At 68.7% G+C, this 12,306-nt stretch carries 15 protein-coding genes; 9 read left to right on the plus strand and 6 right to left on the minus strand.

The genetic code is table 11. From position 1 onward, the window contains the following. The first annotated feature begins 33 nt into the window (after window positions 1–33). The 5 genes from OCI36_RS05645 (at window position 34) to queC (ending at window position 2,856) form a co-directional block, all read left to right on the plus strand. Entirely contained in the window at window positions 34–219 is a 186-nt protein-coding gene (locus tag OCI36_RS05645; RefSeq protein WP_261664106.1) for a hypothetical protein, read from the plus strand. Window positions 220–529: 310 nt separating this feature from the next. Beyond that, window positions 530–991 carry a preQ(1) synthase gene (gene queF, locus OCI36_RS05650; protein WP_261664107.1) on the plus strand — a complete coding sequence of 154 codons (462 nt, stop codon included), beginning with the start codon at window positions 530–532 and terminating at the stop codon, window positions 989–991. Then, window positions 991–1,401: a 6-pyruvoyl trahydropterin synthase family protein gene (locus OCI36_RS05655; RefSeq protein WP_261664108.1), complete on the plus strand. Its 411-nt coding sequence runs from the start codon at window positions 991–993 to the stop codon at window positions 1,399–1,401. Before queF ends, OCI36_RS05655 begins: the two co-directional genes overlap by 1 nt. After that, complete coding sequence (locus tag OCI36_RS05660) at window positions 1,385–2,149, plus strand: 7-carboxy-7-deazaguanine synthase QueE (RefSeq protein WP_261664109.1); 765 nt, start codon at window positions 1,385–1,387, stop codon at window positions 2,147–2,149. Before OCI36_RS05655 ends, OCI36_RS05660 begins: the two co-directional genes overlap by 17 nt. A gap of 2 nt (window positions 2,150–2,151) precedes the next feature. Continuing rightward, complete coding sequence (gene queC, locus OCI36_RS05665; protein WP_261664110.1) at window positions 2,152–2,856, plus strand: 7-cyano-7-deazaguanine synthase QueC; 705 nt, start codon at window positions 2,152–2,154, stop codon at window positions 2,854–2,856. Between the two features lie 40 nt (window positions 2,857–2,896). Here queC and trmD read toward each other — a convergent pair whose 3' ends face one another. From trmD to truB, 4 genes are read right to left on the minus strand one after another with little or no spacing between them, the layout of a single operon-like run. Then, window positions 2,897–3,712: a tRNA (guanosine(37)-N1)-methyltransferase TrmD gene (gene trmD / locus OCI36_RS05670; protein ID WP_261664111.1), complete on the minus strand. Its 816-nt coding sequence runs from the start codon at window positions 3,710–3,712 to the stop codon at window positions 2,897–2,899. Window positions 3,713–3,717: 5 nt separating this feature from the next. Then, on the minus strand, window positions 3,718–4,311 hold the full coding sequence (rimM, locus tag OCI36_RS05675) for a ribosome maturation factor RimM (RefSeq protein WP_261664112.1): 594 nt from the start codon (window positions 4,309–4,311) through the stop codon (window positions 3,718–3,720). Continuing rightward, the gene (locus OCI36_RS05680) at window positions 4,308–4,637 is read right to left on the minus strand and encodes a KH domain-containing protein (protein WP_261664113.1); all 330 of its coding nucleotides are present in this window, start codon (window positions 4,635–4,637) and stop codon (window positions 4,308–4,310) included. The genes rimM and OCI36_RS05680 overlap by 4 nt, the downstream gene beginning before the upstream one ends. A gap of 42 nt (window positions 4,638–4,679) precedes the next feature. After that, complete coding sequence (truB, locus tag OCI36_RS05685; RefSeq protein ID WP_261664114.1) at window positions 4,680–5,612, minus strand: tRNA pseudouridine(55) synthase TruB; 933 nt, start codon at window positions 5,610–5,612, stop codon at window positions 4,680–4,682. A 61-nt stretch (window positions 5,613–5,673) separates the two neighbouring features. On the opposite strand from truB, the gene OCI36_RS05690 reads away from it, so the two are divergent. Together OCI36_RS05690 and OCI36_RS05695 are read left to right on the plus strand one after the other, a co-directional pair. Continuing rightward, window positions 5,674–6,165, plus strand: coding sequence for a hypothetical protein (locus OCI36_RS05690; RefSeq protein WP_261664115.1), 492 nt, complete (start codon window positions 5,674–5,676; stop codon window positions 6,163–6,165). A gap of 27 nt (window positions 6,166–6,192) precedes the next feature. Next, complete coding sequence (locus OCI36_RS05695; RefSeq protein WP_261664116.1) at window positions 6,193–6,798, plus strand: TetR family transcriptional regulator; 606 nt, start codon at window positions 6,193–6,195, stop codon at window positions 6,796–6,798. A 15-nt stretch (window positions 6,799–6,813) separates the two neighbouring features. Here the strand turns inward: OCI36_RS05695 and OCI36_RS05700 are convergent, their stop codons facing one another. Beyond that, complete coding sequence (locus OCI36_RS05700) at window positions 6,814–7,383, minus strand: hypothetical protein (RefSeq protein ID WP_261664117.1); 570 nt, start codon at window positions 7,381–7,383, stop codon at window positions 6,814–6,816. A gap of 57 nt (window positions 7,384–7,440) precedes the next feature. Next, complete coding sequence (locus OCI36_RS05705) at window positions 7,441–10,782, minus strand: DNA translocase FtsK (protein ID WP_261664118.1); 3,342 nt, start codon at window positions 10,780–10,782, stop codon at window positions 7,441–7,443. 172 nt (window positions 10,783–10,954) lie between these two features. Between OCI36_RS05705 and OCI36_RS05710 the strand changes: the two genes are divergently transcribed. Continuing rightward, window positions 10,955–11,392: a M67 family metallopeptidase gene (locus OCI36_RS05710; protein WP_261664119.1), complete on the plus strand. Its 438-nt coding sequence runs from the start codon at window positions 10,955–10,957 to the stop codon at window positions 11,390–11,392. Further along, window positions 11,389–12,306 (plus strand): cation diffusion facilitator family transporter, encoded by a 918-nt coding sequence (locus OCI36_RS05715; protein WP_261664120.1) that lies wholly within the window; start codon window positions 11,389–11,391, stop codon window positions 12,304–12,306. The genes OCI36_RS05710 and OCI36_RS05715 overlap by 4 nt, the downstream gene beginning before the upstream one ends.

Genomic DNA, 12,306 nt, shown 5'->3' on the forward strand with positions numbered 1-12,306 from the left:
CTGCCGGGGAGGCGCAGGCGGCACAGTGGACCCATGACCGATCCTGGAGACCGTTCCACTGCCGACACCAACATGAACCCCGACACTGGCCGCCCCGACAGCGAAGCGCAGCCGGCCGCGCCCGAGGTGGGAGAAGCGGGTTCCGAAGGGCTGCTGCGCGACAATGAGCACGACCAGGCCGACAAGGCGCAGGCCTTCCCCGACCCCACCGCCCTCTGATTTTTTCAGAAGCACCTGGGCTGCCTGAAAAACAGGCGAGCCTACAACAGGCCGCAGACACCCCCAGGTGCGCTGTGGCTTTTATTTTGGCGCCCGGTTTCAGAGCTGAGCCTGACGGACGCTGACCGCCGCCAGAAACACACCGATCCGGAATCACACCAGCCCAGAGGCACACTGGACTGGAAGCACACTGGGCCAGAAGCACACTGTGCCGGGGCACCTTTCGCTTAGACTGGGCTCCGGGCCGGCCTGTTTTGCCGGCCTGCGCCGTGGTCACAGCTGGCCCGCCGGCGCCGAGGAGGAAAACACCATGACTGATACCCAACCTGCCGACACCCAGCAAGACTGCGGCGGCTTCGACCGCCGTTACGACGTCAAGGGCCTGGACGCCATCGACGTGGACGTGCTGGGCACCTTTCCGGCCATGCGCGAGGACGACCCGGTCAAGTACCCGGGCGAGCCTAGCGAAATCGTGATCACCACCGACGAGTTCAGCCCGGTGTGCCCCTGGAGCGGCCTGCCGGATTTCGGCCGGCTGGAGATCCGCTACGTGCCGCGCGAAAAGTGCGTGGAACTCAAGAGCCTGAAGTACTACCTGACCTCCTACCGCTTCGTGGGCATCTTCCACGAGCATGCCACCCGGCGGGTGCTGGCCGACCTGGTGGGGCTGCTGGACCCGCTGAGCCTGAGCATTGACTGTGACTATGGCCTGCGCGGCGGCATTCGCACGGTGGTCAAGGCCAACTACGTGGCCGAGGATCAGAAAAGCTGATGCCCTGGAAGCTGTCTACTGAGTTCACCTTCGACTCGGCGCACATTATTGAAGGCTACGACGGCCCCTGCGGGCGGCTGCACGGCCACACCTACCGGGTGCGGATGGAACTGGAAAGCGGGCGCCTGCGCCCCAGCGCCTTTATCAAGCGCGACATCATGGTGGCGGATTTCAAGAGCCTAAAATGGGCCAAGAAGGACGTGGAGCAGGGCGGGCTGGACCATATGTTCCTCAACGAGCATCCTGAGCTCGGAGCTGACACCACCGCCGAGGTGATTGCCGCTTTTCTGCACCGCGAGACCATGCGCCGCATTCATCAGGACCTGGAAGCGGGCGACGACGGCGCCGACCTGAAACTGCGGGTCTTCCTGTGGGAAACGCCGGAGTCGTGCTGTGAATACTGGGAATGAGCTGGTAGAGCGGGAAGCGGAAGGGCCAGGCAACTCCGCGCCCTCTGCTTCCACGCTCAAATACCCGGTCTACGAGCGCTTCTACACCTGGCAGGGCGAGGGCGTGCATCTGGGCCGGGCCGCTTACTTTATCCGGCTGTACGGGTGCCCGCAGCACTGCCCCTGGTGCGACAGCGCCGGCACCTGGCACCCCGATTTCCGCCCGGCGGCTGTGCAGCTGCTGGACGCAGGCACCCTGGCCCGCGCCGTGGCCGAGGAAAGCCCGCCCGGCGCGGTGGTGATCATCACCGGAGGCGAGCCGATTCTGTTCGACCTTGGCCCGCTAGCAGAAGCGCTGCACGCGCTGGGCCGGCAGGTGCACATCGAGACCAGCGGGATCGCCCCGCTGCAGGGCCGCCTGGACTGGGTCACACTGTCGCCCAAGCCCACCCAGACCTGGCCGCTGCCGGAAGTGGTGGCCCGCGCCGACGAGGTAAAAATCATCGTGCACGAGCCGGAAGATATCCAGGCCGGACTGGCGACCCTGGGTGGCCTGCGGGACGACGCAGTGATCTGGCTGCACCCGGAATGGAGCCGCGCCCGCGAGCGCGATATGCGGGTGCTGAACGCCATCACCGACGCTGTCAAGGCAGACCCGCGCCTGCGGGCCGGCTACCAGATGCACAAGCTGTACCGCGCAGATGAGCTGGACGAGCACAGTGACAAGCGCCTGATCCCGCTGGGCGGGAACGAAAGGCTAGGGTACTAGACATGACTTTCCCCAACGACAACCCCCGCGCCGTGGTGCTGCTGTCGGGCGGGCTGGATTCCAGCACGGTGCTGGGCCTGGCCGTCCGAAACGGCTACCAGCCGGCGGCCCTGAGTTTTCGCTACGGCCAGCGCCATACCGTGGAGCTGGAACGGGCCGCCAAGATTGCCGCGCACTTCGGGGCGGAACACCGCATCATTGACATCAACATCGGCAGTTTTGGCGGCAGCGCTCTGACCGACCAGGCCATTGACGTGCCGCTGGACGCCACCCCGGGCGGCGTGATTCCGCCCACCTACGTGCCGGGGCGCAACACCGTCTTTATTGCGGTGGGTCTTTCCCTGGCCGAAGCGATAGACGCAGGCAGCCTGCACCTGGGCATCACGGCGGTGGATTACTCCGGCTATCCCGACTGCCGGCCCGACTATCTGGCCGCCTACCAGACCCTGGCCGACCTGGCCACGATGGCTGGCCGCGAGGGGCACGGCGCACGACTGGTCGCCCCGCTGCTGGAGATGAGTAAGGCCGATATCGTCCGCACCGCGCTGGACGTGGGCGTGCCGGTGGACCTCACCTGGAGCTGCTACAGCGGGGGCACCGAGCCCTGTGGCCTGTGCGACTCCTGCCGCATTCGCGACGAGGCGCTGCTGGACACCGGCCACCCGGAACTGATGACCCGCCGTGGCCGCGAGCGCCTGGGCGTCTGAGCGCCCCCTCTGACGCTGCCCCCCCCTGCGGGGGCTTTTTTTATGCCGGCTCTGCGGCTTTTTTCTTACGCCGTTTGGCTTTTGGCCTGGGCGGCTCGGGGGCATTCCAGCCGGCCAGCTGTTCGGTGCTGGCTCCCAGCCGCAGCAGTTCGGCAGAGTCCTGTGGGGTCAGGCCGGCGGTGGGCAGCAGGTCGGGGCGGCGTTCCAGGGTGCGGCCCAGCGCCTGTGCTCGCCGCCAGGCGGCAATGGCGCCGTGGTTGCCGCCCTGCAGAATCTCCGGCACCCCCTCCCCTTCCCAGACCTGCGGGCGGGTATATTCCGGATAGTCCAGCAGACCCGAACTGAACGAATCGTCCTGATGCGAAGCTTCCGCGCCCAGCACGCCGGGGATCAGCCGCGCCACCGCTTCCATGATGCAGGCGGCCGCCGCCTCGCCGCCCATCATCACAAAGTCACCGATGCTCACTTCGCGGGTGACCAGCCGCTCCACGCGGGCGTCAAAGCCTTCATAGCGTCCGCACAGAATCACCCAGTGGCCGCCGCGCGCGGCCCAGGCTTCAGCGGTAGCCTGCCGGAAAGTCTCGCCGGCCGGGGTCAGCATCACCACTTCGTCTACCGGCCCCTGCTCACGCAGTGCTTCCAGGGCGCGGGCCACCACGTCCACCCGAATCACCATACCGGCGCCGCCGCCGTAAGGGGTGTCATCCACCTTGTGGTGCCGGTTGCCGGACCACTGCCGCAGGTCGTGCAGATTCACCTGCACCAGCCCGCGCTCCTGTGCCTTGCCCAGCAGGGCCTCGGCGGCAAAGGGGCGCAGCAGTTCAGGGAACAGGGTCAGCACGGAAAAAGTCAGCACCGGGCTCACTCTTCTTCGTCCGCTCCTGCTGGCCGGTCGTCTGCCCCGTCCCAGTCGTCGTCCCAGCTCTCCGCAGCATCCGGCTCGCCCAATAGGCCCGCCGGGGTGTCCTCGGTCAGCAGAATGCGGGCCGGCTGGCCACTGTCATCTTCTTCAATCACCACGTAGGGCGCCTGCAGCGGCACCTGCGACTCACCGTACTCATGCGAGACCACCAGCAGGTCCTGGTAGCCCATGTCCATCACATCCACCACGTCACCGACCTGTGCGCCGCCGCTCAGCACCGGCAGGCCGCGCAGCTGATGGTAGTAGTAGCTGCCTTCTTCCAGCCCCGGCAACTCATTGTCGTGGGCGTAAACCTGGGCGCCGCGCAGGTCGGCAGCGGCCTCGCGAGTCTCTATGCCACTCAGGAAGAGGGCGATGCCGGGGTAGGTCAGCTCGGTGCGGCGCAGCTTCAGCCAGCCCCAGCCTTCCACCCACACGCGGGGCAGCTCGGCCAGCTGCTCGGCCTCGCCCACCACGAACAGCTTGATGCCGCCCTTGAGGCCCTGCGGCCCCAGAAAATAGCCCACCCGGGTGGTGTTCTCGGGGGCGTTCACGAGCGGCGCTCCCGGCTGGAGAAGGAGGAGCGGCCACTGCCCTGGCCTGCGCGCGGGCCGTCCAAATCCACCGTCAGCCGGGCGCGGGGCGAGGTGGCGCTGCGGGCCAGGGTGCGAATGGCCTGAATGACCCGGCCCTGGCGGCCGATCAGCCGGCCTTCTTCACCCTCGCCCACCCGGATCAGCAGGGTCTGGCCCTGGCGGTACACCTGCACCTGCGCCGGGTCATCCACCACCTGCTGAGCCAGGAACTCTACCAGCTCCTCCACGTCAATATCGGGGCCCTCGTCCTGGGGGCCGAAAGAACGGTCTAGGTCGCGCTTCATCCGCCCAGTCTAGCAAGGGGGCGCTGGCGGGCTGCGGCCGGCTCAGTTCCAGGCCCGCACCACTTTCCACTGCTCACCGTCGCCGTCCACCACAGCCACCAGCCGGCCGGCGTGGGTCACGGTCAGGCGGCCCGTTTCGGCGCAGCGGGGGCGCTTGCCCTGGCGCAGTTCGGCAGCTGTCTGCTCGGAGACCTCCACTTGTGGAAACGGCAGGGCGCTCAGGTCAGAGTGGCCCTCGGCGTCGGCCACCGCGTCCAGCGGCAGGCAGTCGGCCAGGTCATAGGCGCCGGCGCGGGTGCGCAGCAGGCCCGAAAGGTGCGCCGGCTGGCCCAGCGCCGTGCCCAGGTCGCGGGCCAGCGAGCGCAGATAGGTCCCGCTGCCCACCGAAGCGCGGAGCAGCAGGGTGGGAAACTCGCCCAGGGCGGGCGGCAATGGCACCTCGCGGCCGGCCGGGTCCGGCGCCCACCCGCCCGCACCCCGGCTCACCCGCTGCGGTGCCTGCGCCAGCGACGAGTAGACGCCCAGCAACTCCAGCCGGTGAATGGTCACCGGGCGGGCCGGCAGGTCCAGCTCTCCTCCGCGCCGCGCCACATCGTAGGCCCGGCGGCCGCCCACCTGAATGGCGCTGTACTGCGGCGGCACCTGCTGAATGTCGCCCAGAAAGCCGGCTAGAGCTTCCTCCAACGCGGCCTGTGACGGCATGTCAGCAGGCGACCGGGTCTCCAGCGGACCTTCGGCGTCCAGGGTCGGGGTGCTGCCTCCCAGGCTGACCCAGGCCAGATAGTCCTTGGAGTCACGCTCCATAAACTGCACCACTTTGGTGCTGTCTTCTACGCAGACCACCAGCACGCCGGTCGCCAGCGGGTCCAGGGTGCCGGTGTGTCCGACCCGCCGGGTGCCGCGCAGCCGCCGCACCCGGCCCACCACATCGTGGGACGTCAAGCCAAGAGGTTTATCCACCGCAAAAACGGGCATAGGGCACAGCCTAGCGGAAAGTGAGCCTCCATTCGGAGGGCGCCGCGCTAGGATACGGGGCGTGCGCCGCCCGCTGTTTGTCACTGCCCTGTCGTTGTTCGCCCTCCTGCCTGCCGCCCACGCAGCTCCGCAGGGAAAATGGACTGAGGTTTCCGCTGGACAGTGGGCCGACCCGGCCCGGCAGTGTACCTACCGCGCTGAGCGGCGGGGGCAAGCGTTTCCGCTGCTGCGCGACCAAGCCTCGGCCGCACGGCTGGCCGGCGCCCTGAAGACTGGGCTGAGCCGCCAGGGCGTGCGGGACATTCAGGTGCGGCCGGTATTACGCGGGCAAACCTGGGGCCTGTTCGCCTCCTATGTCTATCCCAGTGCTCAGGGTGAAGCCCAGGTGGCGCAGCTGTACCTGTCGCAGGGCGGTGTGCTCAGGACCGTGACCGGCAGCACCCGCGCCCGCACCATTTCGGCGCTGCCGCCGGGCCGCTCGCAGGCGGCCGCCGCGCTGCCGGCCACCTGCTGGCCTGACCTGGCCCGCTGGATTGAATTCGATGCCGGCTGAGGGCCGCTGGAGCGGCGGGAGCAGGCTGTGGCGCGCCGGGTAGACCCCATTCAGGACCGGCAGCGCCGCACTGCGCTGGTGGTCGCGGTCTATCAGGCCATCTATGAGCGCGGCTACCACGCTGTGACCCTGGCCGATATCGCCGCCGAGGCTGGTGTGAGCCGCGGCACGCTGATGTACCATTTCGGCTCCAAGGCGGGGCTGCTCACGGCGGCGATGCAGCGCTTTACCCGCACCATGACCGCCGCCACTCGCCGGGCGCTGCGGCAGGCAGAAACGCCCGAAGCCAAGCTGCGGGCCTACGTAGAAAACCAGTTTTACGGCGTAGAGAACACCCGGCGCTTTTATACCGTGTGGCTGGACTTTCAGAGTGCCGCCGCCCACGACCCTGCACTGATGGCCGTGCAGCGCGAGTTTCTGACGCAGACCCACGCCCTGGACCTGGAACTGGCCCGGCTGGGTGGCGTGAGCGGCACCGACGCCCGCGCCCGGCAACTCCGCGCGCTGGTCGAGGGCCTCAGCCTGCGCTTCGTGGCCGAGGAGCAGCCCGACCTGCACGCTTACCGCCGGGAGTGCGAAAGCGGAGCGCGGGCACTGCTGGGCTTAACAGCCGCCGGTGGCCCTCCCCCGTGATCAAGCAGTAACCGCTCAATCGTCCAGGCGCCGCACGCCGTAGCCGAAAGGATAGCTTTTGTTCAGGCCGAGGACAGAGCGGCTCTCAGCCGGCTGAGGGCAAACCCCCACAGCGACTGAGCGGCCGGTGACGATATCGAAGCCCTGCACTATCCCTTTGGCCGGATTCGGCAAGTAGCAGACGGCCCGGCCGGTAAAAGCCAGGACATTCGGCGTGCCCAGCCCCAAGGGCTGCACAGTGGTTCGCCCACGGTACTGCAGCATGACCGCTCCTTCGGCAGAGGCAGAAGTGTAGCCGGTCAGGATAAACAGGTCACCGTTCAGTCTACCTTTCCAGCAGCTGCCCACCTGGAGGGGCTGGCCCGTCTGTAGCTGCGCCCCGTAGCGGTAAATCTTTTCCGGCACACTGGCGCCATTTTGCTGAACTGAGGCGGCCTGCAGCAGCTTAGGACAACGGGTGGGCGGCACGATAGGCCACGCCTCTTCTCCCGCAAACACCGGTTTCACCTCTGCGGCGTGGGCAGGCGCTGCCAGACCCGCGCCACTGCACAGCAAGAGGGCAGCCAGAGCATCAGCTCTTTTCATGGGCTGACCCTAGCATGCTGCAGCGCTGGTCGGCGCCCCCCCATCCCTTCCCTCAGCTCAGCGCCCGAAATACTCCGGCAGGTCGGCTTCGGTAATAAGCACATCGCGCGGCTTGCTGCCCTGGTGCTTGCTGACAATGCCCATCGCTTCGAGCATGTCCATCAGCTTGCCGGCGCGGGCGTGGCCCACGCTGAGGCGGCGCTGCAGCCGCGAGACGCTGCCCTGGCCCTCTTCCACCACGATCTGCGCCGCCTGGCGCAGGTAGGGGTCCGAGAAATCCATCTGGGCGGGGTCGGCGCCGGGGCCTTCGGCCATCACTGCGCCGTCAAAGTCTGCGCCGTAAGCTTCCGCGAACTGGTCTTCAAAAATCATCCGCTTGAGCTGGCCAGTGACCCGCACCGATTCTTCCTCGCTGATAAACGGCCCCTGCAACCGCACCGGCTTGATCAGGCCCGGCTGGTAAAACAGCATGTCGCCCATGCCGGTCAGGCGCTCGGCCCCCAGCGAATCCAGAATGGTGCGCGAATCGTGCCCGGAGCTGACCGCAAAAGCCACCCGCGCCGGCACGTTCACCTTGATGAGCGAGGTCAGGATGTCCACGCTGGGCCGCTGGGTCGCCAGCACCAGGTGCATGCCGGTGGCGCGCGCCATCTGGGCCAGGCGCATAATGGCCGCTTCCACCTCCTTGGGGCTGGTGATCATCAGGTCGGCCAGCTCGTCGATGATGATGATCAGGTGCGGCAACTCCGGCTCGCCAGTCTGGCGCATCTTGGCGTTGAACTGCCCCAGGTTCTTGGCGCCCACCTGGCTCATCATCTTGTAGCGGCGCTCCATGTGGGCCACCGCGCCCAGCAGCACCCCGGCGGCGTCCACCGGGTTGGTCACCACGCCGCGCACCAGATGGGGAATGCCGTCGTAGGGAGTCAGCTCCACCATCTTGGGGTCGATCATGAGGAAGCGCAGTTCCTGGGGATAAAAGCGGAACAGCAGCGAGTTGATCAGGGTGTTGACGCACACTGACTTGCCCGAGCCGGTCGAGCCGGCAATCAGGAGGTGTGGCATCTTGGCCAGGTCGCCCACCAGCAACTCGCCGTCAATGCTTTTGCCCAGGATGATGGGCAGCGCCGCCTTGGAGCGCTGGAAGGAGGGCGCAGCCACCGCCTGGTGAAAGGTGACCGGCTCGCGGTCGGCGTTGGGCACTTCCAGGCCGATCACGCTCTTGCCCGGCACCGGTGCCTCGATACGCACGCCCGCCACCGCCAGCGCGCGGGCCAGGTCGTTGGAGAGCGAAGCGATGCGGCTGATTTTCTCGCCGGGGGCCGGCTCGATTTCGTAGCGGGTCACGGTGGGTCCACGGGCAAAGTCCACCACCCGGGCTTGCAGGTTGAATTCGGCCAGGGTCTGGTCGATCAGCGCCGCCCGCTGCCGGGCCGACACATCCAGCGCGGCGGTGTTGAGGGCCGCCGCCGGAATGGGGTCCAGCAGGTCGGTGGAGGGCAGCGCCAGTTCCAGCGCGCCCTGCTTGGGCCGCTCGGCCTGCTGAGGCTGCGGTTGGGGGCGCTCCGGGGCCGCGTGGCTGCTGACCGTCATGCGGGCGGCGCCCACCCGGGAGCCCTCCCAGGGCGGGGTGTCGGCGGTGCGCTGTGCAGGCTGGGCCAGCGGAGCTGGAGGTTGCCAGTCGTCAGCTGGCTCCACTTCAGCGGCCGGGTCCACTTCCTCAGTGGGGCCGGGGCGGGGAACCGGGGACGCTGCACTGCGGTTTCGTGTTGGGGCAGGCGGTGCAGCGGGCGCCAGTTCCTCCAGCACATCGCCGGCAAAGTCGAAAGCCAGGGCCGGGTCGGTGGCCGGGGGCTCTGCCTCGATAGCAACCTTGGCCGCAGCGGCGGGCCGGGCGCGGGCCGGCTTGGGATGAGCCGCGGACGCGGGGGCCGGAGACATAACAGGGGCGGCTTGCCCCGCCGGCATGCCGCCCACCGGCGCCGGAAAGGTGCCGTCCTGCAGCGCTGCAGTCCAGGCGGCCCGCTCGCGCAGGGTATCCAGCGGCTGAGCAGCCAGCGCTTTGGCCAGCGCCGCGCCGGCTTCCTCGCTGGGCGAGCGGTCATAAGCGGCGGCCAGGTCGGGCCAGCCACTGAATAGCGGTTCCAGGGTCTGCCAGTCAGTCCAAGCGTCAGCCAGCGCTTGCCAGCCTTCCTGCCGGCCGGCATGGGCGCGACTTTCCCGGCCCAGCAGCTTGAGCCGGGCCGCTAGGGCGGGAGCCTTTTTGCCGTTCCTGGCAGCCTTGGCCAGCTGGGCATCGGCGGCGCTGCGGGCCCGTTCCAGCCGGCCGGCCCGCTGCGCGAGACGGGTCAGTTCACCCACCAGGCGGTGGCGGACCTCATCCAGCGCGGCGCTGGCCTGGGTGGCGTGCAATTCGGCGCCCAGCTCGCAGCGACCCCGGCGAATCGCCTCGGCTTTTTCCTCCACCTGGGTACCCACGTCGCCGGCCGGCTGGCTCTCGCTGCTCAGGCGCGCCCGCAGGGCTTCGATTTCCTGCACGGCAGCAGCTTCCAGGGCGCGGTCCCAGTCCTGCAGGGCGGCCGTGTAGTGGGTCACGTCCTGCTCGGACAGCCCACGTACCTCGGCCAGCACCGCCCGCACCTCGCCTTCTTGCAGCTTCAGTTCGGGATGTTCGGGGCGCAGCTCCAGCAGGCCGCTCAGCTGCGAGAGGTGCCGGCGCAGCTCACCGCGCAGCGCGCCGCGTGAGCGGGCCACCTCGCGGCCCTCGCGGCGTTCCTGCACCAGATCTTCCATTCGGTCGGCCCCCGACACGGCGGCGCGGCTAAAGCCCCGGCCCACCTGCCGGAAATGGCTCAGCGGAGCCTGACCGCGCAGCAGGTCCAGCCCCAGCAGCAGCAGGGCCAGCGGCAGCAGCAGCGCGGCCAGCCCGACCGTCGCCAGCACCGGGTGCAGCAGCCGCACAGCCAGCGCCCCGGCCACACCCGGCCAGAACGGCGCCGTCAGCAGTGACAGCGACAGGGCCACCAGCGCCCCGCCCAGCAGGCGCAGGCTGAAACGCCGCAGCGAGCGGCCGGTAAAGATCAGGGCACCGTAGCCCAGCGGAATGACCGGCAGCAGATACGCCGCCCAGCCCAGCCAACGCACGAAAAAGCCCCGCACCGTGCCGGTCAGATTGAAGCCCCCCTGCGGCTGGTGCCCACTCAGCCGCCCACCGCCCAGCGAATCCAGCAGCGGCAGCAGCAAAGACAGCGCCAGAAACAGCCCCAGCGCGATCAGCAGCAGCCCGATGGCCTCGCTGTCGAGAGGAGAGCCGGCCGCTGGGGCCACCGCCGGGCGGCGGGAGGCCGGAGATTTTGACTTGCGCCCCTGAGCGCTGCGGGCCTTAGACACGCCCCCCAGCATATCAGCCGGGCGCCGCCGGGCCGGACAACACTGGGCCGGACAACACTGGGCCGGTCAACACCGGGCCGGTCAACACCGGGCCGGACAAAAGCTGAGGCCCGGCCGCCAGGTAAAGGCAGGGCAGCAGATTGAGGACAGGGCAGACAAGCGGAGCAGCGGGTATGCTCTGGGCATGTCTGCGGCCCTGTCCACCGTGTGGTTGCCTCTGGTCCTGCGCCGGCAGCTGTGGGCCCACGCCCGCCGGGAGCAGCCCAGAGAGTGCGTGGGCGTGCTGGGCGGGACCAGCAGCGGCGAGGGCTGGCAGGCTCAGGTCTACGTGCCGCTGCCCAACGTGGCCGAGCGGGCCGAGGTGCAGTACCGCGCCGACCCCGCCGCATTGATCCGCGCCCTGCGGGAACTGCGCGCGCAGCAGCTGTCTCTGGTGGGCCTGTTCCACAGCCACCCCCGGGGGCCACAGCAGCCCAGCGCCACCGACATCGCCGCGGCCAGCTACGCGGTTCCCTACCTGATCGTTGATCTGAGCGCCGGCACCCTGCGCGGCTTCCTGCTGCCAGAGGGTGCAGAAGTGGCGGTACGCCCCCGGCCCGGCTGCTACCCTGAACTGTTATGACTGCCCAGCCTGCCCCCGCTCCCGCTGCCCCCCGGCTGATCCGGCTGGCCTGGGGCAGCGTGGGCATCGCCGCCTTGGTACTGGGCCTGAAGTGGCTGGCCTACCGGCTGACCGGCTCGCTGGCGCTGTATTCAGACGCCCTGGAAAGCATCATCAACGTGGCAGCTGCAGTTGCGGCGCTGATCGCGCTGCGGGTCTCTGCACGCCCGGCCGACGAGAATCACCCCTTCGGGCACTCCAAGGCCGAGTACCTCAGCGCCGTGCTGGAAGGGGTCTTGATCGTGCTGGCAGCCCTGGCCATCCTGTGGGAAGCGGCGCCGCACCTGCTGCACCCGGCGCCGGTCACGCTGCCCCCGCTGGGGCTGGCGCTCAGCGTGGGTGCCTCGGTGGTCAACGGGCTGTGGGCCTCGCGGCTGCTGCGGGCCGGGCAGCAATTCCGCTCGCCCGCACTGCAGGCCGACGGCAAGCACCTGCTGAGCGACGTGGTGTCCTCGGCCGGTGTGCTGGCCGGCGTGGTGCTGGCCCGGCTGACCGGCTGGTCCCTGCTCGACCCGCTGCTGGCCTGTGCGGTGGCCCTCAATATTCTCTGGAGCGGCTGGCACCTGATGCGCGACTCAGTGGGCGGCCTGATGGACGCCGGCGCCGACCCGCAGACCCAGGCCCACATCCGAGAACTGCTGGCGCAGCATGCCCAGGGCGCCCTGGAAGCCCATGACCTGCTGACCCGCACCGCCGGGCGCATCACCTTTATCGAGCTTCATCTGGTGGTGCCGGGCGACATGACGGTCTCGGAAGCCCACGCCATCTGTGACCGACTGGAAAACGTGCTGGAAACGGAAATTGAGGGTACCCGGGTCACCATTCACGTGGAACCGCAGGACAAGGCCAAGCACAGCGGCGTGCTGGTATTGTAA

Origin of the sequence: Deinococcus sp. Marseille-Q6407, assembly GCF_946848805.1 — a bacterium.
GTDB lineage: Bacteria > Deinococcota > Deinococci > Deinococcales > Deinococcaceae > Deinococcus.

What these genes read in the sequence shown, in the direction of transcription:
- OCI36_RS05715 (WP_261664120.1), top strand. Translation starts at nt 11,389, where the DNA reads ATGACTGCCCAGCCTGCCCCCGCTCCCGCTGCCCCCCGGCTGATCCGG.
- queF (WP_261664107.1), top strand. Translation starts at nt 530, where the DNA reads ATGACTGATACCCAACCTGCCGACACCCAGCAAGACTGCGGCGGCTTC.
- queC (WP_261664110.1), top strand. Translation starts at nt 2,152, where the DNA reads ATGACTTTCCCCAACGACAACCCCCGCGCCGTGGTGCTGCTGTCGGGC.
- OCI36_RS05710 (WP_261664119.1), top strand. Translation starts at nt 10,955, where the DNA reads ATGTCTGCGGCCCTGTCCACCGTGTGGTTGCCTCTGGTCCTGCGCCGG.
- truB (WP_261664114.1), bottom strand. Translation starts at nt 5,612, where the DNA reads ATGCCCGTTTTTGCGGTGGATAAACCTCTTGGCTTGACGTCCCACGAT.
- OCI36_RS05680 (WP_261664113.1), bottom strand. Translation starts at nt 4,637, where the DNA reads ATGAAGCGCGACCTAGACCGTTCTTTCGGCCCCCAGGACGAGGGCCCC.
- OCI36_RS05645 (WP_261664106.1), top strand. Translation starts at nt 34, where the DNA reads ATGACCGATCCTGGAGACCGTTCCACTGCCGACACCAACATGAACCCC.
- OCI36_RS05655 (WP_261664108.1), top strand. Translation starts at nt 991, where the DNA reads ATGCCCTGGAAGCTGTCTACTGAGTTCACCTTCGACTCGGCGCACATT.
- OCI36_RS05700 (WP_261664117.1), bottom strand. Translation starts at nt 7,383, where the DNA reads ATGAAAAGAGCTGATGCTCTGGCTGCCCTCTTGCTGTGCAGTGGCGCG.
- OCI36_RS05705 (WP_261664118.1), bottom strand. Translation starts at nt 10,782, where the DNA reads ATGCTGGGGGGCGTGTCTAAGGCCCGCAGCGCTCAGGGGCGCAAGTCA.